The following is a 19309-nucleotide window of genomic DNA, read 5'->3' on the forward strand; positions in this document are numbered from 1 at the left end:
AATGCAGTCCCAAATCGCAACGATCCTGAAATCCTACGCCACGGAGATGCGTAAGCAGCTCCGTGGCAATGCCGCCGCCAGCGAACCCGCGCTCGCGCCTCAGTTTCAGCGGCTTGTTGAACAGCTTATCCCCCATCTCGGGCCGGTTCCGGCAATGACCGTCTCACCGGAATACACCAAGCCCGGTGTCGGCAGGCCTGACATTGCGCTGATCAAACCCGGACAGCCGGCGCGGGCCTTCATCGAACTGAAGGCTCCGTCGAAGTCCGCAGACCCCAAGGAATGGAAAGGCCCGCACGACAAACGGCAGTATGGGCGCCTGCAAGAGCTGGCGCATTGGGCAACCAGCAATTTCTTCGACTTCCGCCTGTTTGAACGCGACAAGCTCGTCGGCAAGGCCGCGATATTGCCGCCTGAGGCTATCGAACCGACCATCTCTGATGCGGCTGCCGACGCTCTGATTGACGCTCATGATCCGACGCGCTTCCTCGAGCTGCTCGCCCATCTGTTCCGTGCACAGCCCCCGACGGCAACGAACGACGTCCAACTTGCCGAGTTGCTGGCGCACTCCGCCCGTATCATCAAAAGCGCGGTCGAAGAGCGTTTGGGCGAACTTGATCCCGAGGTCCACAAGAACGATCCACTGATGCTGGTGCGCGGCACCTACAAGAACGTGCTCTACGCGCATCCCGAGGCGGGGGGTTACGCGTCGTCGGATTTCGACGCTCTGTTCTCCTCTGCCTTCGCGCAGACGCTCGCCTTCGGTTTGCTGCTGGTGCGCGAGCACCTCTCCAGCACCGAGGCGGAAAAGGACAATCAACTTGTCGACGCACACGCCTGGCGTCACATGCCAGATGAGCACCCGCTGATGAAAGGCACGCTCGAGGCCATCAGCGACGAACGCGTGATCAACTCGGTCGGCATCGGCTTTGAGGTGATGATCGACACGGTGAATTGCTTCGACCCCAAGATCCTCGCCCCGCGCAAGGACGGCAGCGACCCGATCATCACCTTCTACGAATACTTCCTCAGCGTGTTCGACCCAGCCGCGCGCGAGCGCTACGGTGTCTACTACACCCCGATCCAGGTCGTGCGTTTCATGGTTGGCGCGCTCGACCGCGTGCTGCGCGATGATCTGGGCACCAAAGGCTTGCGCGACGAGAGCGTGACCATCCTCGATCCCGCGACCGGCACCGGAACCTACCTGCTCGGCATCGCCGAACGCGTTCGTGATCGCGTGATGGAGGAGGAGGGCGGTCCGGCGGCGAGCATGGCATTGAAGAGCCTTGCCAGCCGGATGTTCGGGTTTGAGATGCTTATCGGCCCCTATGCCGTGGCGCATTACAGGCTGCACCATGCCCTTTCACATCGTCCGCCGGATGACGGCGAAGATGCGCCGCAGCCGATCCAGCTTCCCCGGCTTGGCGTCTATCTTACCGATACGCTCAGCCGCCCAGATGCGGTGACGGCTGTCGGTTCGCTCGGGATGGCGGGTATTCCGATCGATGAGGAGCGTGAACGCGCCAACGAGATCAAGGCGCGGGAGCAGATCCTCGCGATCATCGGCAACCCGCCATACAAGCGGCTTGAAGAGGGCGAAGACGAAACTCTCGTCGGCCGCTGGATGAACGAGGAAATCTGGCCCGACCTCAAGCAGCCGGTGAAGGACGCGGGGAAGGGCGGGCAGCTCAACACCTTCCCGGAGTTCTCCGTCGCCTTCTGGCGCTGGGCGATCTGGAAGCTGTTCGAGGCCGAGAACGCTCCGCAGAAGGGCGTGATCGCGTTCATCACCAATCGCAAATACCTGACTGGCTGGCCCTATGCAGGCCTGCGCAAGATGATGCGCGAGCGGTTCGACCGGCTGGAAATCATTGACCTGCGCGGCGACGTGCGGGCGGGTGTTCGCGGCGACGTCGTGAGCGACCAAGGCGTGTTCAACATCCAGGTCGGCACTGCCATCTGCATCGCCGTAGCGGATGGTAGCAAGCAGCCCGGCGCCTTGGCCGAAGTGCGATATACGGACAGCTGGGAGGCGGAGCGGTTCAGCAAGAAGGCGAAGCTCGATTGGCTGGAGGCGCTGCAAGAAACTGGAGAAGCTCTCGAGTTCCTGCCCGTCGCAAGAGCTCTACTAGATGACTTCAAGCCGGTAGCGTTCAGCAATGGTGAGTGGGTCTCGATCGCTGACCTGTTCGATTTCCAGTCGAGCGGGATGCAAACGAAGCGGGATGATTTCGCTTACGATGTAGAGAAGGAGGCTCTCTTTAAGCGTATCCAGTCGTTTGTCACTGGATCGGAGAAGGATGCGAAAGCCTCCTTCCATGACACACGGGACAGGAAGTGGAAGGATGCGCGGGCCATCGAAGCAGATAGGGATCGCATCACGGAAGTGGTCTACCGGCCACTAGACCGCCGTTTCCTATACAATCATCCCCGATACGGGGACTTCCTGCGGCCAGCGCTCCAATCCTCTTGGGGCGAAAGCAATAGGGCGCTCTACACCATGCCTTCCGGAGTAGGTCTAGGCCCGGCAGCATGGTGCCATGGTAAGATGCCCGATTACCATGCTTTCCGTGGGAGCTATGGCGGATACGCCTTTCCGCTCTATGATCGCCGTAAGGGCGCGGACGCGCACAACCTGAACCCAGACATTTTGAGAGGGCTTGCCGAAACCTATGGTCAGACGATCGGCCCCGAGGATCTGTTCGACGCCATCCTCGCCTTGCTTTCCGCCACCGGTTACTCGGTGCGCTTCGCCGAAGACCTTGAAGACACATTCCCCCACATCCCGTTGCCGGCCGATCCTGCGCTGTTCCATCGCGCCGTCGCCATTGGGCGGGAAATCCGTGCCCTCGAATCCTTCGCTCGCGAGCCGGCTGGTGCATTCCGCCTCAAGGACTTCTGCCGCCTTCGCTCCGAAGCAGCTGGCCCGGTTGGACTAACGCAGGGCGATAACGGCGAATGGTTCTTCTGCGCAGACGGGACAGGCAAGTTCGACGGCCTGCCGCCGCGCGTCTGGGAATTCGCCGTATCGGGCTACCGCGTGCTCAAGCGCTGGGTCGATGCTCGTGAAGGTCTTCACGGGCCGACCTACTGGCCGCAGTTCCGCGATGTCGCAGCGCGTATCCACGAACTTCTCCACTGGTTCGACCAGGCCGACCTTGTCTTGGCTGAGGTGCTTGAGGATACCCTCAGCCGTGAAGAGCTGGGCCTAGCTGCGCCCGTGACGGAACCAGATGATGACTGACGGTCAATTCAGCATGTTCGGGGAAGGTGACGGCCTGATGGCTGAGGTCGCCCAGCCTGATATCGTGCCCGATCCCGACCGCGTTCGGCAGCGCCTCCACGACATTCTCGAAACCGCACGCGCGGCCCCGAATGTGCCGTGGCCCGAGAAGAAGCAACGGGTCTGGACGATCGTCTTCCCCAACATGGCAAAGTGGCTACCCGACGACGAGCGCGACCAGCTCTGCTTCGAGTTCGCGCGCGAGATCGAGCGGCTGCGCGAAGCGGCCTGATTGGTGAGCTGCCAACGGCCTTACGGTCGGTAAATCGGCGGCTGAGGGAGTGGTATGAGCTTCGTCTGGAAGGCCGTTGTGGCAAGGTACGATTTTTTGGAAGCCATCGGCTTCGTCCGCAGCCGTGCCGGGCTGCGGGTGCAGGGAATCAAGCTAGAAGCCGACGTCGACATCATGGCTTCGGACGATGGCCTGTCATTCCGCTCGGCGAATATATCCTACGATTGCCCCGCCGAACGGGAATGGCCGTCGCCGATCAGGGCGAACGGCGCGGTGATGCGGCGACTGGCACCGAAGCTCGAAGGTGATGAGATTTCCATGAACTACGAGGAAGGGGCGCTCATCCTCAATTCGACCCGCATCCCGGCCCGGGAGCTGTAGGTATCCGGGCGAAGGGGCTGCCGCTGATCGCGGCAGCCCCACGTCAAGTCTACGAGCGTTTCAGCCGCGGCTTGCCGGTGCGCGATCGGTGATTGATCGGTAGTAGCTTAACCGGGCGCGCCTGCAGGTGATCCGTCGTTACGGTCACGAACTCTGTCATGAAATCGCGATACTCGCCGAGCACCTGATACAGGCCGTGTGACTCGATCCGCTTCGAGTAATGCTTGGCGTTCGTTCCGGTCCTGGCGTGTCCCATGACATCGGCGCGAACCATGTCGGGTGCATTGGATTCTGCGTAGGAGCTAGAGCCAAGTGCCCGGATCGACTGCATGTCGGCAATCTTCCCCGAGTGTTCGTTGCTGGGGATATCCATGTGCAATCCGATCCACCCAACCATGTGCCGCCAAGCGATGTTCCGAAACTGGTGACCGCCAATCCGCGCTTCATTAAGGAAGAGTTCCGGGAATAACGCGGCATGGCCCTCAGCACGGATCGCCTTCACGTAATCTGCGAACCCGAGCCTCAATATCTCCTCATGCACGGGGATCCGGCGCCGGCGATGGGCATTCTTGGTGCCGCCAGGGACGCCGTCTTCTGCGCGCAGATCGTTGTCATCGATCTTGAGATTAGGCACCGGTTCGTCGAGAAATATCTCGTCCGCCCGTAGACCTGCGATCTCGTTCAGCGATGCGTGGGTGTAGTAGAGCAATATCGGAAGCCAATAGGCGGCATCATGCCAGACATCGCTACCGCCTGCTTGATCAAGCCGGTGGAGGTGCCCGCCGCCGCCGACCCAAATAGGCGACGAGAAGAGGCATTTCATGTGCTCGCGTGTCCAGACCGGACGCACTGTCTCTTCCGTCACTTTGTTTTGTTTAGGAAGTTTTGTCTTAAGGAAGTCCAAGGCCTTGGTGTTGGGGATCTTCGGGGCCCACTGATCCTCCGCCAGAAGGTCATAGGCCGTGGACATGTACGACAGGTCCCGCTTTACCGTGTTGAGTGATCGCGTGTTGTGCCGCCCCACCTTGAGACTGGCGACGACTTCCGCAAAGGGGCGCTCGAAGGCTTTCGCCGGGCGAAAATCCCGCGGCATTCGCATCAGGCCGTTCTTGTATTTGGCGACGTCGGCATGATTGTAATCGCCGAGCGGTTTGTCGCCGGTGATCCACGCAAAGGTGCGCAGAACGCGTTCGTATTGCGCCAGCCCGCGGGTCCAGTGGCCATTTACACGCGCCAGTTCGAGAACCGATGGAATGACCTCGCTGAACCGCGTGGCATGGTAGGTCTTGAACACGCAATCAGGATGAGAAGCGGCGTTGGGCTCCGCTGGCGCTAATACTGGCGAGGGCAGGGCGATCGGCGTAGACGTTGCAGGCTGCGGCGGCGCAAAGGTCAGTGGCGCTCCATTCGCCCGGCGTTTCGCTAGCAGAGCTTCCTCCTGATCGAAGGCGGACTGCACATCCTCGTCGAGGAAGTGGGACGCCAGCCGGTGCGCTTCGGCCATTGCCTGAAGGTGGACGTGCTTGAGGCGGGCAACCACGGCATCGGTCGGCTCAAGCCCCAGGCCCTCTGCCATCAGCGCCATCATCTCATCGGCGATGATGTCCTTGCCGCACTCGCGGTCGAGATCGCAGGCCACCCACTCGATATCCATTTCGTCGTGGCCCGCCGCTGCCAGCATCTGGCGATGGGCATCGGTCAGCTCATTGTTGGTGCCCGGACGCTGGGCAATATCAAGCGCGCTCGCCATGGTGCGATAATCCCGCACACGGGCCGCAGGATGACGCGATGGGTCATGCAGCTCCATGATCAGCTTCGACAGACAATCGCGCAGCTCGGTTTCGAACAGCGCCTTGATCGTGTCGGCATCGAGGGTCTGGTTCTGTTCGATATACGCGTTCACCGTCCGGCGCACCCTGTCAAACTGTGCGGAGAGAATCGCGACCCGCTCGCGCGCTTCCTGCCCGTCACAGGTAGAAAGCGGCACAATAACATGGATATCCTTGCCATCCAGCAAACGAACCCGTCTGCGGAAATAGTAGCGGCCATAGCGGCGCGAGCTGAAAGGAATTTTGGGCATTGAACGGCTCTCCGAAATGCCTCGGTGAACCGGTATGTGACATAACATGTGACATTCCGCCTCACCGAGAGGTGAAAAGCGGTTTTCCTTCAATGCTTTGCGTGAAAAGTGGTCGGGGAGACAGGATTCGAACCTGCGACCCTCTGCTCCCAAAGCAGATGCGCTACCAGGCTGCGCTACTCCCCGACACTGGTCGTCCCGCAGGGCACATGCCGCAAGGCAGGCGTGCTCCCAAGGCATGTTTCCGGTGGGCCCGGCAGGATTCGAACCCGCGACCTAGCCGTTATGAGCGGCCAGCTCTAACCGCTGAGCTACAGGCCCTGAAAGCACCGGAACCAGACTGCGACGCGTCCTACAGTCAGGCCCGCCAAGTTACAAGCGGCGATCCGTGCCTAGCCCCACGGGCGCGCAGGCTTTCACAAACGGTGGGGCGTCTGTCCGCTAACCCCGTGACGCGCGGCGTCCACCCCGGTGAACAACGGCAGCCGCAGGACGGCCTTGCCTTCCCCGAGGTTCAGACTTCCCCCGGCGCCGCGCGCCTCGGCGCGAGCGAGCCGCAGGGCAAATCCCGCACCGAACGGCCCGGCGCTGATCGCCTGATCGGTGGGCTTGAGCTCGCAGGCGAAAGGATCATCCAGCGCCGCCAGCCGCGCGGGCAAATCGCACACGCATTGCGCCATTGCAGTCGGCCCTTCGAACACCGGGGTCAGGCTGAGCTGCAACTGCTCGCCCGCCTCGCAATGGCTCGCCAGTGTTGCCATCAAGCGCCAGAGCAGGGCTTCGGCCTCATCCTCGTCCAGCGCAAGCAGCAGTGATTCCGTGCGATCCTTGGTCAGCACGACGGCAGCACGGCGCACGGCAAGCACCGCGCCGAGCTGTTCGATCATCTGCCGCACCAGCGCGGCGAGATCAGCCTCGCCCGCTGTCATGTCCAGCGCACCGGTTTCGAGCCGGGCGAGGCGATCCAGCTCGTCAAACCCGGCGAGGATATGGGCGGCATCGGCCGCAATCGCCGCCGCCAGCGCGCGATATTCGTGCGGGGCAGGTCCGAACAATTGCTGCTGGATCACTTCGGCATAGCCTTGGACGGCTGTGACCGGGGTGCGCAATTCGTGCAGCAATTGGCGGATCCGGTCGGCTTCCTCGGCGGCCGCGGCATCGGCACCCGATGCGACCACGGCAGCGCGGCGAAAGCGGCCGACATAGCCGGCAAAATGCCCTTCGGGGGTGAAGCGCGGCTCGCCATCCACCAGCCATTCGCCGGCAATCGCCGGTGCTCCTTCGAGCACGACAGGCGTGCGGAAAATCGGCTGCCTGCGGGCAAAAGCCTTGGCCAGTGCCGCCGAATCCCCGGACGGGCTCATGCCCGCCGGGCGCAGCAACTTGGTGCCGATGACCATCGGGGCCAGCTCGCTGCTCGCCCATTCGATCCGCCCGCCTGCATCCGCGACATAGCCGAAAGCGGTGGCCGGGCGGCGGGATGGTTCGGGCGCCTCGCCGAGCGGCAGGCGCGGGGCCAGCTCGAGATCTTCAGCAGCCTCGGTGCGATCGCGCCGGAACTGCGCAATGCGTTCTACCAGCGCGGAAATCTCGCTGCGTTCGCTGCTCTCGCGATCCTGACGGTTGGTGCTGGCCGCAGCGCCCGGCGCCGGCTGAACCGGGCGCAGCGGGACGACCGGGCTGACCGGCGCAGCCTCGGAAGGCGGTGTTGCAGGAGCCGGATCGCTGGTCGCAGGTGCAGCGTCTGGTGCGGGCAGGCCGCGATCATGGATCCCCAGCCGGTCCAGCAGCGCTTCGACATCGACCGGCAGATCGCGGCGCAACCGCAGAAACCCGCGCGCCCGGATCGGCAATTCAGGGATGAGCGCGGTCCATTCCTCGGGCGAAAGCTCGGCCCGCGAAAGCGCTGCCGAAGCCACGTCCGGCTCGTGATCGGCAAGATAGTGCAGCAATTCGCGATTGCGGAAACGCCAGCCCGGCTCGCGGATGATCGCGGCGCGTTCGGCAGCAGGGATATGCTGCGCGAGGGCATCCATCCGCAGCCATGCCGCATGCATCAGGCTCTGATCGTGGATATCCTCATTGGGCGCGCCCTGCTGGCTCCGGCTGCCCAGCAGATCGAGCAATTGCCGCAGCTGGGTGCGCTGACCCGTCTCGCTGGTCGCACCGAGGCGCAGCACCGTGGCAAGGCGATCATCGAACAGCATTGCGGATTTCCGGCACCTCCTGCGGGCGAATCAGGCCCTTTGCACCCTTGGCCAGCACCATGGCGGGCGCAAGGGCGGCGTTTGCTTCTATCATCATGTGGAGATCATCACAGTCTGTCACTTGCGGTGCGTTGCAAAGCGGGACAATTGCTGGCAGAGCTAATAATATTAGCTTTGCAGCCCCTCGGGGGTGCGGGTTCTTTCAAAACCGGCGCAGCGGGAAGATGGGTCAGCGCCCGCGCGCCGCACAGCTCAAGGGGGAAATTGGCAGATGGCCAATTTGGACGAGATTGATCGGCGCCTGCTGGCCGAATTGCAAGCCGAAGGGCGTGTGACCAATGTCGAACTGGCCCAGCGTGTCGGATTGACAGCACCGCCGTGTCTGCGCCGGGTGCGCGGGCTTGAAGAAGAAGGCGTCATCCGCGGCTACCACGCCGATCTTGATCCCTCGAAGCTCGGATTTGCCATCACGGTGTTCGCGATGGTCAGCCTCAAGAGCCAGGCCGAGGCGAGCTTGCGTGAATTCGAAGAGCACATGCGCGAACTGCCCGAAGTGCGCGAATGCCACATGCTCAACGGCGAGATCGATTTCATCCTCAAGATCGTCAGCAAGGATTTGCAGAGCTTCCAGGAATTCCTCACCGGCAAGCTGACACCTGCCCCGAACGTCGAAAGCGTCAAGACCTCGCTCACGATCCGCACCGCCAAGCAGGAACCGGGCGTTCCCTTGTGAGCGCGCTTGCGCCGCTGACCGATCCTCTCACCGGCACCTGCCTGTGCGGCGCGGTGCAGATCACCGTCACGGCCGTACATCCCGAAGTCGACATCTGCCACTGCACGATGTGCCAGCGCTGGGGCGGGGCCTTCTATGCCGGGGTCAAGGGCGCGGATGTCATCGTCAGCGGTGATGACGCGGTAACTGTCTATCGCTCCAGCGCGTGGGCCGAACGGGCCTTCTGCAAGCAGTGCGGCAGCAACCTGTGGTATTGCTTCTTGCCGACAGGCAGCCGCTCGTTTCTCGCCGGATTGTTCGATCTTCCGTCCGGATTTGGCATCGAGCAGCAGATTTTCATCGATGAAAAGCCTGACTGGTATGATCTGGCGCAGACCAGTCCGATGAAAACCGGTGCGGCAACGATTGCCGAAGCCAAGGCGGCGGGATTCACCTTCGAGTGAGCTTGCCATAGGGGAGTTGTGGTGGACATGCTGGATCAGGTGCCTGATGTTCAGCCCGTTACCGAAAGCGTCCAAGCGAGCCCTGAGGCGCCCATGTCGCCTTCCCGTCCATCCGTGCCGCTGGTGATCGACATTCTCGCCCCTCCGCCTGCCGCCGAGGATTGCCGCGCGCATGATGCGGATCCCTTCTATCCCGAAATCGTGGTCTGCCAGAAGGTCGCTCCCTCTGCGCGACTGACGCGGGAGATCGGTCCCGAGGTTGATGACTTCGATAACGCCATCCCGCGAGCACGACTCAAACTATCAGAGGCGGCAGAAGCCGAGGCCAACCTCATCAACAAGGGGGTGGGCGGCTGGAATGCCAACGGCGCGGAAGTGCGGCTGAAAATCGATTTCTAGTGCAGCTTCAAGCGCGGACGCACGATGCGGTTGACCCGTCCGATCAGCATCAGGAAGGTTCCCTTGAACCAGCCGTGGATGCCGAGCAGGTGCAAGCGGTACAGCGAATTATAGACAAAGCGCGCCAGCCGTCCTTCGATCGCCATGCTGCCGCCCACCAGATTGCCCATGAGGCTGCCGACGGTCGAGAACCTGCTCAGCGACACAAGCGAGCCCTTGTCGCGATAGACAAAGGGCTGGAGCGGGCGGCCCTTCAGCTTGCGGATGATATTGCCATAGACGGTATTCGCCATCTGGTGCGCGGCCTGTGCGCGCGGCGGGATCGGGCGATCCGCGCCCGGCGGCGTATAGGTCGCGCAGTCCCCCAAGGCGAAGATATCCTCGTCGGTGACAGTCTGGAGCGTGTCACGCACCACGAATTGGTTGCGGCTGTTGGTTTCAAGCCCGAGACCGGCCAGAAACTCCGCGCCTTTGACCCCCGCCGCCCACACCAGCAGATCAGCTTCGATGGTCTGCCCGCATTTGGTGATGAGCGCGCCGGGCCGCGCTTCGATCACCTGGGTCGTGTCCTGCACCGCGACGCCAAGCTGGCCCAGCTCATAGCGCGCGGCGGCTGACAGCTTCTCCGGCAGCAGCGGAAGGATGCGCGGGCCTGCCTCGAGCAAGGTGACCTTGAGGCGGCTCTCGTCGAAGACTTCCAGCCCGTAATGGCTCAGCGCCGCAGCCGCGTTGTAGAGTTCGGCGGCCAGTTCCACCCCGGTCGCCCCGCCGCCAACAATCGCAACGCGCACCAGTTCATCTGCGGCCGGATCTTTCATCATCGCCCGGCTGACGCGCAGGCAATGGTTGAGCAGGCGGGTGCGGAACCTGTCGGCCTGTTCGCGCGAATCAAGGTAGAGGCAATTTTCCTTGACGCCGGGCACGCCAAAATCGTTCGAAACCGATCCCACCGCCAGCACCAGAATATCATAACGGATGGTGTGCGATCCGATCAGCTCGCTGCCATCTTCGTCGCGGACAGGGGCGAGGCGGATGGTTTTGGCGACGCGGTCAATCCCTTCAAGGCTGCCCTGAAAGAAGCGGTAACCCCAGCGGTAGCAATGGCCACGATAGCCGACCTCGTCGAGATTGGCATCAAGCGCGCCCGCCGCGACTTCGTGCAGCAGGGGCTTCCAGATGTGGGAGAGGTTCTTGTCGACAAGGATGATGTCGTGCCGCTTGCGCCCGAATTTCGCGCCGAGCCGCCGGACCAGTTCGAGCCCCCCGGCGCCCCCGCCGACAACGACAATCTGGGTCTTGCGGTTCATCCATCACTCCTTCGCACCGAAGTGCAGCGCAATCCCGACCGCGTTCATAGCCGGGCAGCAAAACAAATTCGCGTCAAATCATGCCGGCGATGCCGAAACATGACCATTCTCGCGGGGGAGGATGGCCCGCCATAAGCAAACGGGCGGAAGGAACCAACCCCTCCGCCCGTTGCTGATGCCGATTTGTGTTGCAGTGCAACATTCTTGCACTGATCCGGGGACGCGCGCGCTCAGGCCTCGCGTTCCTCCAGCCATTTTTCGAGCCACTTGATCGAATAATCGCCGTTGAGCACGTCGCTCTGGCGCAGCAGTTCCTGATGCAGCGGGATATTGGTCTTGACGCCTTCGACCACCATTTCCTCCAACGCGCGGCGTAGGCGCATGATGCAGCCTTCGCGGGTGCGGCCATAGACGATCAGCTTTGCGATCATCGAATCATAGTAGGGCGGAATGCGGTAGCCCGCGTAAAGCCCGCTATCGACGCGCACATGCATCCCGCCTGCCGCATGGTAATAGCTGACAAGGCCGGGCGAGGGCGCGAAGTTGAACGGATCTTCCGCGTTGATGCGGCATTCGATCGCGTGGCCGTGGAATTCGAGTTCGTCCTGCGTCACCGACAGCGGCTTGCCTTCGGCAATGCGGATCTGCTCGCGCACCAGATCGACCCCGGTGATCGCTTCGGTCACGGGGTGTTCGACCTGCAGGCGGGTGTTCATTTCGATGAAGTAGAACTCGCCATTTTCCCACAGGAATTCGATGGTGCCGGCACCGCGATAGCCCATGTCGCGCATCGCCTTGGAGCAGACTTCGCCCATGCGCATGCGTTCTTCGGGGCTGATGACGGGCGAGGGGGCTTCTTCCAGCACTTTCTGGTGGCGGCGCTGGAGCGAGCAATCACGCTCGCCCAAGTGGATGGCATTGCCATTGCCGTCGCCGAACACCTGGAATTCGATGTGGCGCGGATTGCCGAGGTATTTCTCGATATAGACCGTGGCATCGCCAAACGCGGCCTTCGCCTCGCTGCCGGCCTGCTGCATCAGGGTTTCGAGCTTGTCTTCGCTCTCGCACACCTTCATGCCGCGCCCGCCGCCGCCGCTGGCGGCCTTGATGATGACGGGATAGCCGATTTCGGCGGCGATCTTTTTGGCTTCGGCAGGATCAGAGACGGCCCCATCGGAACCCGGCACCAGCGGCAGGCCGAGCGCACCAGCGGTACGCTTGGCTTCGACCTTGTCGCCCATGGTGCGGATATGTTCGGGCTTGGGGCCGATCCAGATGATATCATGCGCTTCGACGATCTCGGCGAACTTGGCGTTTTCCGAAAGGAAGCCATAGCCGGGGTGGATCGCATCGCATTGCGCGATCTCGGCGGCCGAGATGATGTTGGCGATGTTGAGATAGCTCTCACCCGCCGGCGGCGGCCCGATGCACACGGCGTGATCGGCCAGCCGCACATGCATCGCATCGGCATCGGCGGTGGAGTGCACCGCCACCGTCTCGATCCCCATTTCATGCGCTGCACGATGGATGCGCAGCGCGATTTCGCCGCGATTGGCGATCAGGATTCGCTTGATCGCCATGACTTACGAAATCACCACCAGCGGCTGATCGAATTCGACCGGCTGGGCATTGTCGACGAGGATCGCGCTGACCGTGCCCGATTTGGTCGAAGTGATCGGGTTCATGACCTTCATCGCCTCGACAATCAGCAGGGTATCGCCTTCCTTGACGCTCTGGCCGACGCTGATGAAGGGCGCTGCGCCCGGTTCAGCCGCGAGGTAGCAAGTGCCAACCATCGGCGATTTGACAGCATTGGCGTGATCATTCGCCGGGGCTGCCGGTGCCGCAGCAGGCGCCGCGGCGGCCGGAGCCGGGGCTGCGGGTGCAGCCGCAGGGGCGGCATACATCGGCGCGGGCGCGGCCATCATCGTGCCGCCACGCGCCACGCGGATGCGCCGATCATCATCCTCGACCTCGATCTCGGTGAGGCCGGTTTCATTGAGCATTTCGGCAAGCTCGCGCACCAACGCGGTGTCGATATTCATGCCGCCTTTGGATGATTTGCCATTGGTATCGCTGGCCATGCGCGCCCCTGCTCCTTGCCGTTACGTTAATTTGTCATCTTCGCCTATTGCCGCAAATTGCGGCTGGCAAGTGGCAATGACGTTGTCGCCGCGGATCAAATTTCGCCGCGGGCGACTTTTTCCAGCGCGATCAGGTAGGATTGCGGGCCGTGCCCTTCGACGGTCGCGGCTGAGGCCATTCCGATGTAGGAGATGTGGCGGAACGCCTCACGGGTCTTGGGATCGGACAGGTGGACCTCGATCACCGGTGTTGTGATTGCCTTGATCGCGTCGAGCAGCGCGACCGAGGTGTGGGTATAGGCCGCGGCATTGAGCAGCACCGCACGCGCGCCTTCTGCTTGCGCTTCGTGCAGCCAATCGACAAGCATGCCTTCGTGATTGGTCTGCCGCATGTCGATAGCGAGGCCGAGTTCGAGCGCGCGATCCTCCAACATCCCGGCGATGTCGTCGAGCGTGGTGGTGCCGTAAATCTCCGGCTCTCGCGTGCCGAGGAGATTGAGATTGGGACCGTTGAGGACGTAGACGAGGTTGGTCATCGGTGCTGCGCAGCAGCACTGGCTTCGAAAGTCTTATGCCGCCTCAGCGACAACGACTTTCGACGCAGATGGGAAGAACGAAAGCGTGCGCACGAAAGGGATACCGAAAGCATGAACCGTCTCCGTCATCGCTTCGGCGATTGCTTGCGCTGTCACTGCTTGATCAAGTTTTGCCATGGCTTCCTCACTTCAACTGCATGAAGCGCCTACGCTTTGCTGATTGTCAGCCAAGCGCCGTGGGCCTCCGTTGCTGCAAAAACACGCTTGCTGTCAAGCGTCATGCCGAAGGCTCGGAAAAACACAGCGTCGGCAGGGCTTCGTAAATGCAACTTGATATGTTGTGCCTCAAGGCCACTTTCCGAGAGATTAATGGCACCATTCAGGATGCCGATCAGTGTGTCCACGTAGGCGTTTTCGTCGAGATTCCCATAATCCAATAAGGGGCAAACTGTCACCTCTCGTATTCGCAAAACCGGTCCGTCGAAGCCTTTCTGAAGGGTCCTTATGGCGCATGCGGCAGCCATAAATCTATCACCATGTGATACGGCGACTGCCCAATCCTTGTCAGACTCTCGGGAAGCGAAATCCCGTATCACCGACAATGGTGCCGGAGCGTAACAATCAAAATCGTCGTCGACAGTTTCGCACTGAACACGCCAGTCGCTTTCAAACTGTGACCACGTGCCATCGCCAAGAAGCAATCGGGAGATTTCCATGCTAACCCTCTAATTTTTTGAGGAAAGTAGCAAAATGACTCGATTGCGCAAGAGCCCCCTAACGATCCACGCCCTTCACCTTCCCCCACTGCCGCGCCGCAGTGTAGCCGAGATAGCCGGTCCCGAACAAAGCATAGAGCGGTTCAGGCAAGCCGTTGAGATAGGCGTTGATGCCGCCCGCGACATCCGCTGCGGCCTCGGGGCTGATCGCTGACAGCAAGCCCATCGGCAGGGCGCACAGGATCATCGCATACATCACATAAAGAAAGCTGGGGCGGGCGCGGCTTGTCCACGGATCGGCGGAATTGGCCTCGGCGATAATCGCCTGCAATTGCGCTTCGATCAGGCGCAATTCCTGCGTGCCTTCGAGGGCGATCAGTTCCAGCTTGGCGCGTTCGCGCCCGGCTTTGTCAGGGATCACCTTGTCGATGATCGAGGAAATCGGGCCGATGATGGTGCCGAGCAGAGACATGGTGCGCGCTCCTTGGGTTGAGTCGCGCAAAAATCACCAATCCGGTTAAAGTAGGAAAGGGGTTTAACCGTTCTCGGCTTCGGTCAAGAGACGCTGTGCCAGCACCAGATGCGGACGATCGAGCATCGCGCCATTCAGCCCCACAGTCCCCGCGCTGGGGTTGTCGGCAAAGGCCTGCACAATCGCGCGGGCGTGGGCGAGCTCTTCCGCACTCGGCGTGAACGCGGCGTTGATCGGCGCGACCTGCGCGGGATGGATCGCGAGCATCCCGGCAAAGCCCTGCGCGCGCACCCGCCGTGCGCGCTTCTCCAGTGCTTCAAGGTCGCGGAATTCGGGCTGCACCGTCTCGATCGCGGCCACCCCGGCAGCCGCCGCGCCCAGCAGGCACAGACTGCGCGCCATTTCATAGGTATGGGCATATTCCCCGTCCGGCCCGCGTTGCTCGCGCGCGCCGAGGGCTGAGGACAGATCCTCTGCCCCCCAGCTCATGGCGACCAGCCGTTCCTTGCCCGGATAATCGCCCGCATAGTCCCCGGTGCGGAACATCGCCGCTGCCGTTTCGGTGACAAGCGCGGCGATCAGGGTGCTGCCTTGCACCAGCCCATGCGCCGCCTCGAAAGCGGTGAGATAGTGATGCAGCCGGGTGATGTCGGCAGCGCCTTCGGCTTTGGGCAGGAACAGCCCGCCGGGCGCGGACGGCATCACCGCTGCCAGATCGGCGATGCAATCGGCGGTGGTGAGCGGATTGATCCGCACCCACAGCCGGGCGCGGTTATCGGAGGATGCCAGCACCTCGGCAACCAGCGCGCGGGCGGCAGGCTTGTTTTCAGGCGCCACCGAATCCTCAAGATCGAGCAGCGCAATATCCGCCTCGCTCGCCATTGCTTTGGCGAGCTTCTTTTCGCTGTCGCCGGGGGCGAACAGCCATGATTTCATGCGGGGCAGGGGGCGAATGTCAGCCATGATCTGGTCCTCTCGTCCCACCGATTAGGCAGACACCCGCGCGGCGTAAAGCCTTGGATCATCCGCGCAGCGTGTGGGCGAAAGCTTCCCGCACGCCAGCCAGCAGCGCGCCGTGGGGCGGTGCAGCCAAGGTTCTCGCAATTGCGGCTGTGAGGTGATTTCCACTGGTCGGGACGACAGGATTCGAACCTGCGACCCCCACACCCCCAGTGTGATGCGCTACCAGGCTGCGCTACGTCCCGTATCCAGTGGAGCGGCGCCTATAGGGGTGGTGCGCGCGGCTGGCAAGCGTCCTTGTTGGTGTGCCAGCTTCGGCGGGGCAGGTTGTCCGGGTCGTGCGCAGCGCGATGGCCCATCATTGCGGCGGCCTTGCATTGCTGCTAGGCGCGCCCACTTGAAGGGGAGGGGCGGCGGTGCGTGCCACATGGCGCAGCATGGCCGGGCCTTTTCATGCGGATCACCTTTTTCAAGAACGAGCCTGATTGACCATGATTGACATTCTCGCTGCCGCGGGCGCCGCCGGTGCCGGAGCGCCTCCGGGCTGGGTCCAGTTCCTGCCGATTATCGGCATGGTGCTGATCTTCTGGTTCCTGATTATTCGCCCGCAAATGAAGCGGCAGAAGGAGCACCAGCAGAAAGTCGCCGCGCTCAAGAAGGGCGATCAGGTCGTTACCGCCGGCGGGCTCGTCGGCAAGGTCGTCAAGGTCGATGATACCTTTGTCGAGCTTGATCTTGGCCCCAATGTGCGCGTCAAGGCGATCAAGCAGACCATCGGCGATGTGATGCTGCCGGGCGGCACCCCTGCCAACGACTGAGCCCTGGCGCAGCTTTCCGGCGCGCCTTGCCGCATGACCCCATCAATGTGAGACCAAAGCTGTCATGCTTGAATTTCCCCTTTGGAAGAAGCTCTGGCTGTGGGGCCTGACGCTGGCTCTTGCGGCTGCGGCGCTGCCTTCGCTGTTCACCTCGACCGGCCTTGGCTGGCCAGCCCAGCTTCCTTCGCCACAAATCAATCTCGGGCTTGACCTTGCCGGTGGTTCGCACCTGCTGCTCGAAGCGAAGGCCGAGGATGTTGCTGCCCAGCGTCTTACCAACATGGAGGAATCGGTCCGCCAGTTGATGCGCAGCGCCACGCCGCGCATCCGCATTGGTGACGTTTCGACTGCCGAAGGCCGTCTTTCCTTCATCCTCGAGGATGCCGCTGACATTGATCGCGCGCGCGGGTTGATCGAGCCCTTGATGATGGGCACCGGCCTTCAGCGCGAATGGGATCTCCAGGTCATTGATGGCCAGCGCATGGTGCTGACCCCGACGCAAAGCGGGATTGATGCCGCGCTTAATGATGCCATGGATGCCGCCACCGAAGTGGTGCGTCGCCGCATCGACGAGCTCGGCACCCGTGAGCCGACCATCATCCGGCAGGGCGATACCCGCATTGTGGTGCAGGTGCCGGGGCTCGAAGATCCCGAAGCGCTCAAGAACCTGCTCGGCCAGACCGCGCAGCTTGAATTCAAGCTTGTTGATCTGACCGCGCTGCCCGCCAATGTGCAGGCTGGCATTGCGCCCCCGGGCAGCGAGATTTTCCCCTATGCGCCGGGCACCGGACGCGATGGCCAGTTTGAAGCCGTGCGCCGGCTGGGCGGTATCCGCGGCGACAATCTGACCGATGCCACCGCCGGGGTTGATCCGCAGGACAACCAGAATGTCGTCAATATTGCTTTCGATACGCAGGGCGGCGCCAAGTTCGCCAAGCTGACCCGCGAGAATGTCGGTAAGCCCTTCGCCATCATTCTCGACGGGCAAGTGCTGTCTGCGCCGAATATCAACGAACCGATCCTTGGCGGACGGGCCCAGATCAAGGGCAGTTTCACCACCGAAAGCGCCAACCAGCTGGCGATTGCGCTGCGTTCGGGCGCGCTGCCGGTGCCGCTGGAAGTGGTGGAAGAGCGTTCGGTCGGGCCGGACCTTGGTGCCGATTCGATCCGGCGCGGGCTGATTGCGATGATGATCGGCAGCCTTGCCGTGATCACCCTGATGATGGCGACCTATGGCCGGTTCGGGGTCTATGCGACCGTCGCGCTGGTGTTTAACGTCCTGATCTTGCTCGGCATCATGGCGCTGCTCAACATGACGCTGACCCTGCCGGGGATCGCGGGCTTCGTCATCACCATCGGCTCTGCCGTCGATGCCAACGTGCTGATCAATGAACGCATCCGCGAAGAGCGCGCGCGCGGCCGCAAGGTGATCGCCGCGATCGAGGCGGGCTATCGCGAAGCCGGGCGCGCCATCTATGACGCGAACTTCACCAATTTCATCGCCGGGGTGGCGCTGTTCATTTTTGGCGCGGGGCCGGTCAAGGGATTTGCCGTGGTGCTGGTTGTCGGGCTGTTCAGCTCGGTCTTTACCGCGGTGACTCTCACCCGTCTGTGGGTCGCGGGATGGCTGCGCAAAGCGCGTCCCAACGACATCCGAATCTGAAGGAGCGCACAAAGCCATGAAGCTGCTCAAACTGGTGCCTGACAGCACCAATATCCGGTTCCAGAAATACGGCGTGCCCTTCTTCGTCTTCAGCATTCTGATGATCTTGGGCAGTTGGGCTGCGGTGCTGACGAATGGCCTCAATTTCGGGGTCGATTTCATCGGCGGGCAGGAAGTGCGCATGACCTTCGAGGAGCGGGCACAAGCTCCGATCCCCGAGCTGCGCGAGCTTGTCGGCGGGCTCGGCTATGGCGAGCCGGTGGTGCAGGAATTCGGCAAGCCCAATCAGGTGTCGATCCGCGTGCCTTTGCCCGAAGGCGCCGAGGAAACGCCGGGCGCGGCGACCGAGATCGGCAACCGCGTGATCGCCTCGGTGAACAAGAATTTCCCTGATGCCCGCACCGACGGCAATGATACCGTGTCGGGCAAGGTCGCCGGTGAATTCCGCAATCAGGCGATTTTCGCGCTGCTGGCAGCAATGGCAGCGGTGTCGATCTACATCTGGGTGCGGTTCGAATGGCAGTTCGGCGTGGGCGCCATGTTCGCACTGTTCCACGATGTCTCGCTGACCATGGGGCTGTTTGCCATCACGCAGATGGAATTCAGCCTCCAGATCGTCGCCGCGATCCTCGCGATCATCGGCTATTCGCTCAATGACACTATCGTGATCTACGATCGCATCCGCGAAAATCTCAAGAAATACCGCAAGATGCCGATGATCGAGCTGCTCGATCTGTCGGTCAACGAAACGCTGGCGCGCACGGTGATGACCTCGCTGACGCTGCTGGTGGCGCTGGTGCCGCTGCTGATCTTCGGCCCGGCCAGCCTGTTCGGCATGGTGGCAGCGATCACCTTCGGCCTGTTCGTCGGGACCTATTCCAGCGTCTACATGGCTGGCCCGCTGCTGATCTGGATGGGGGTGACCTCGAACAGCTTCGTGCAGCAGGAAACCGCCGCGGATCGTCAGGAAAAGCTCGCCCGCGGCGAAGGCTGAT

Annotated in this window: 19 protein-coding genes and 3 tRNA genes; 9 read left to right on the plus strand and 13 right to left on the minus strand. The window is 62.2% G+C overall.

The features are described 5' to 3' along the window. The first annotated feature begins 1 nt into the window (after position 1). From SOQ14_RS09620 to SOQ14_RS09630, 3 genes are read left to right on the plus strand one after another with little or no spacing between them, the layout of a single operon-like run. Positions 2-3244, plus strand: a complete 3243-nt coding sequence (locus tag SOQ14_RS09620; RefSeq protein WP_322897896.1) for a type ISP restriction/modification enzyme — start codon at positions 2-4, stop codon at positions 3242-3244. Further along, complete coding sequence (locus SOQ14_RS09625) at positions 3237-3515, plus strand: hypothetical protein (RefSeq protein WP_322897897.1); 279 nt, start codon at positions 3237-3239, stop codon at positions 3513-3515. Before SOQ14_RS09620 ends, SOQ14_RS09625 begins: the two co-directional genes overlap by 8 nt. 54 nt (positions 3516-3569) lie before the next feature. Then, entirely contained in the window at positions 3570-3896 is a 327-nt protein-coding gene (locus SOQ14_RS09630) for a hypothetical protein (protein ID WP_322897898.1), read from the plus strand. Positions 3897-3945: 49 nt separating this feature from the next. Here the strand turns inward: SOQ14_RS09630 and SOQ14_RS09635 are convergent, their stop codons facing one another. The 4 genes from SOQ14_RS09635 to SOQ14_RS09650 form a co-directional block, all read right to left on the minus strand. Continuing rightward, complete coding sequence (locus SOQ14_RS09635) at positions 3946-5976, minus strand: site-specific integrase (RefSeq protein ID WP_322897899.1); 2031 nt, start codon at positions 5974-5976, stop codon at positions 3946-3948. 109 nt (positions 5977-6085) lie between these two features. Next, positions 6086-6162, minus strand: a tRNA-Pro gene (locus SOQ14_RS09640). Positions 6163-6224: 62 nt separating this feature from the next. Next, positions 6225-6297, minus strand: a tRNA-Ile gene (locus tag SOQ14_RS09645). A 95-nt stretch (positions 6298-6392) separates the two neighbouring features. Continuing rightward, positions 6393-8183 carry a histidine kinase dimerization/phospho-acceptor domain-containing protein gene (locus tag SOQ14_RS09650; protein ID WP_322897900.1) on the minus strand — a complete coding sequence of 597 codons (1791 nt, stop codon included), beginning with the start codon at positions 8181-8183 and terminating at the stop codon, positions 6393-6395. Positions 8184-8454: 271 nt separating this feature from the next. On the opposite strand from SOQ14_RS09650, the gene SOQ14_RS09655 reads away from it, so the two are divergent. The 3 genes from SOQ14_RS09655 (at position 8455) to SOQ14_RS09665 (ending at position 9758) form a co-directional block, all read left to right on the plus strand. Further along, positions 8455-8916, plus strand: coding sequence for an Lrp/AsnC family transcriptional regulator (locus SOQ14_RS09655; protein WP_322897901.1), 462 nt, complete (start codon positions 8455-8457; stop codon positions 8914-8916). Beyond that, a complete protein-coding gene (locus SOQ14_RS09660; RefSeq protein WP_322897902.1) occupies positions 8913-9359 on the plus strand; it encodes a GFA family protein in 447 nt (148 codons plus the stop codon). Before SOQ14_RS09655 ends, SOQ14_RS09660 begins: the two co-directional genes overlap by 4 nt. Before the next feature lie 93 nt (positions 9360-9452). Continuing rightward, a complete protein-coding gene (locus SOQ14_RS09665) occupies positions 9453-9758 on the plus strand; it encodes a hypothetical protein (RefSeq protein ID WP_322897903.1) in 306 nt (101 codons plus the stop codon). On the opposite strand, the gene SOQ14_RS09670 is transcribed toward SOQ14_RS09665, so the two are convergent. The 9 genes from SOQ14_RS09670 to SOQ14_RS09710 form a co-directional block, all read right to left on the minus strand. Next, positions 9755-11065, minus strand: coding sequence for an NAD(P)/FAD-dependent oxidoreductase (locus SOQ14_RS09670; RefSeq protein ID WP_322897904.1), 1311 nt, complete (start codon positions 11063-11065; stop codon positions 9755-9757). The genes SOQ14_RS09665 and SOQ14_RS09670 overlap by 4 nt on opposite strands. Positions 11066-11295: 230 nt before the next feature. Next, on the minus strand, positions 11296-12645 hold the full coding sequence (accC, locus tag SOQ14_RS09675; protein ID WP_322897905.1) for an acetyl-CoA carboxylase biotin carboxylase subunit: 1350 nt from the start codon (positions 12643-12645) through the stop codon (positions 11296-11298). A gap of 3 nt (positions 12646-12648) precedes the next feature. Next, positions 12649-13149, minus strand: coding sequence for an acetyl-CoA carboxylase biotin carboxyl carrier protein (gene accB / locus SOQ14_RS09680; RefSeq protein WP_322897906.1), 501 nt, complete (start codon positions 13147-13149; stop codon positions 12649-12651). A 95-nt stretch (positions 13150-13244) separates the two neighbouring features. Beyond that, positions 13245-13685, minus strand: a complete 441-nt coding sequence (locus tag SOQ14_RS09685; protein ID WP_322897907.1) for a type II 3-dehydroquinate dehydratase — start codon at positions 13683-13685, stop codon at positions 13245-13247. Between the two features lie 33 nt (positions 13686-13718). Further along, positions 13719-13862, minus strand: coding sequence for a hypothetical protein (locus SOQ14_RS09690; RefSeq protein ID WP_322897908.1), 144 nt, complete (start codon positions 13860-13862; stop codon positions 13719-13721). A 29-nt stretch (positions 13863-13891) separates the two neighbouring features. Further along, positions 13892-14401, minus strand: a complete 510-nt coding sequence (locus SOQ14_RS09695) for a hypothetical protein (protein WP_322897909.1) — start codon at positions 14399-14401, stop codon at positions 13892-13894. A 58-nt stretch (positions 14402-14459) separates the two neighbouring features. After that, complete coding sequence (locus tag SOQ14_RS09700; RefSeq protein ID WP_322897910.1) at positions 14460-14873, minus strand: holin family protein; 414 nt, start codon at positions 14871-14873, stop codon at positions 14460-14462. Between the two features lie 63 nt (positions 14874-14936). Then, positions 14937-15836: an HpcH/HpaI aldolase/citrate lyase family protein gene (locus SOQ14_RS09705; protein WP_322897911.1), complete on the minus strand. Its 900-nt coding sequence runs from the start codon at positions 15834-15836 to the stop codon at positions 14937-14939. A 165-nt stretch (positions 15837-16001) separates the two neighbouring features. Beyond that, positions 16002-16078, minus strand: a tRNA-Pro gene (locus tag SOQ14_RS09710). A 246-nt stretch (positions 16079-16324) separates the two neighbouring features. Between SOQ14_RS09710 and yajC the strand changes: the two genes are divergently transcribed. From yajC to secF, 3 genes are all read left to right on the plus strand, one after another. Continuing rightward, positions 16325-16651, plus strand: coding sequence for a preprotein translocase subunit YajC (yajC, locus tag SOQ14_RS09715; RefSeq protein ID WP_322897912.1), 327 nt, complete (start codon positions 16325-16327; stop codon positions 16649-16651). Between the two features lie 64 nt (positions 16652-16715). Further along, positions 16716-18314: a protein translocase subunit SecD gene (secD, locus tag SOQ14_RS09720; RefSeq protein ID WP_322897913.1), complete on the plus strand. Its 1599-nt coding sequence runs from the start codon at positions 16716-16718 to the stop codon at positions 18312-18314. Positions 18315-18330: 16 nt separating this feature from the next. Then, positions 18331-19308 (plus strand): protein translocase subunit SecF, encoded by a 978-nt coding sequence (gene secF / locus SOQ14_RS09725; RefSeq protein ID WP_322897914.1) that lies wholly within the window; start codon positions 18331-18333, stop codon positions 19306-19308. The last annotated feature ends 1 nt before the right edge of the window (position 19309 follow it).

Origin of the sequence: Erythrobacter epiphyticus (assembly GCF_034653295.1) — a bacterium.
In the GTDB taxonomy this organism is placed as follows: domain Bacteria; phylum Pseudomonadota; class Alphaproteobacteria; order Sphingomonadales; family Sphingomonadaceae; genus Erythrobacter.

What these genes read in the sequence shown, in the direction of transcription:
- SOQ14_RS09620 (WP_322897896.1), top strand. Translation starts at nt 2, where the DNA reads ATGCAGTCCCAAATCGCAACGATCCTGAAATCCTACGCCACGGAGATG.
- SOQ14_RS09625 (WP_322897897.1), top strand. Translation starts at nt 3,237, where the DNA reads ATGACTGACGGTCAATTCAGCATGTTCGGGGAAGGTGACGGCCTGATG.
- SOQ14_RS09630 (WP_322897898.1), top strand. Translation starts at nt 3,570, where the DNA reads ATGAGCTTCGTCTGGAAGGCCGTTGTGGCAAGGTACGATTTTTTGGAA.
- SOQ14_RS09635 (WP_322897899.1), bottom strand. Translation starts at nt 5,976, where the DNA reads ATGCCCAAAATTCCTTTCAGCTCGCGCCGCTATGGCCGCTACTATTTC.
- SOQ14_RS09650 (WP_322897900.1), bottom strand. Translation starts at nt 8,183, where the DNA reads ATGCTGTTCGATGATCGCCTTGCCACGGTGCTGCGCCTCGGTGCGACC.
- SOQ14_RS09655 (WP_322897901.1), top strand. Translation starts at nt 8,455, where the DNA reads ATGGCCAATTTGGACGAGATTGATCGGCGCCTGCTGGCCGAATTGCAA.
- SOQ14_RS09665 (WP_322897903.1), top strand. Translation starts at nt 9,453, where the DNA reads ATGTCGCCTTCCCGTCCATCCGTGCCGCTGGTGATCGACATTCTCGCC.
- SOQ14_RS09670 (WP_322897904.1), bottom strand. Translation starts at nt 11,065, where the DNA reads ATGAACCGCAAGACCCAGATTGTCGTTGTCGGCGGGGGCGCCGGGGGG.
- accC (WP_322897905.1), bottom strand. Translation starts at nt 12,645, where the DNA reads ATGGCGATCAAGCGAATCCTGATCGCCAATCGCGGCGAAATCGCGCTG.
- accB (WP_322897906.1), bottom strand. Translation starts at nt 13,149, where the DNA reads ATGGCCAGCGATACCAATGGCAAATCATCCAAAGGCGGCATGAATATC.
- SOQ14_RS09685 (WP_322897907.1), bottom strand. Translation starts at nt 13,685, where the DNA reads ATGACCAACCTCGTCTACGTCCTCAACGGTCCCAATCTCAATCTCCTC.
- SOQ14_RS09690 (WP_322897908.1), bottom strand. Translation starts at nt 13,862, where the DNA reads ATGGCAAAACTTGATCAAGCAGTGACAGCGCAAGCAATCGCCGAAGCG.
- SOQ14_RS09695 (WP_322897909.1), bottom strand. Translation starts at nt 14,401, where the DNA reads ATGGAAATCTCCCGATTGCTTCTTGGCGATGGCACGTGGTCACAGTTT.
- SOQ14_RS09700 (WP_322897910.1), bottom strand. Translation starts at nt 14,873, where the DNA reads ATGTCTCTGCTCGGCACCATCATCGGCCCGATTTCCTCGATCATCGAC.
- SOQ14_RS09705 (WP_322897911.1), bottom strand. Translation starts at nt 15,836, where the DNA reads ATGGCTGACATTCGCCCCCTGCCCCGCATGAAATCATGGCTGTTCGCC.
- yajC (WP_322897912.1), top strand. Translation starts at nt 16,325, where the DNA reads ATGATTGACATTCTCGCTGCCGCGGGCGCCGCCGGTGCCGGAGCGCCT.
- secD (WP_322897913.1), top strand. Translation starts at nt 16,716, where the DNA reads ATGCTTGAATTTCCCCTTTGGAAGAAGCTCTGGCTGTGGGGCCTGACG.
- secF (WP_322897914.1), top strand. Translation starts at nt 18,331, where the DNA reads ATGAAGCTGCTCAAACTGGTGCCTGACAGCACCAATATCCGGTTCCAG.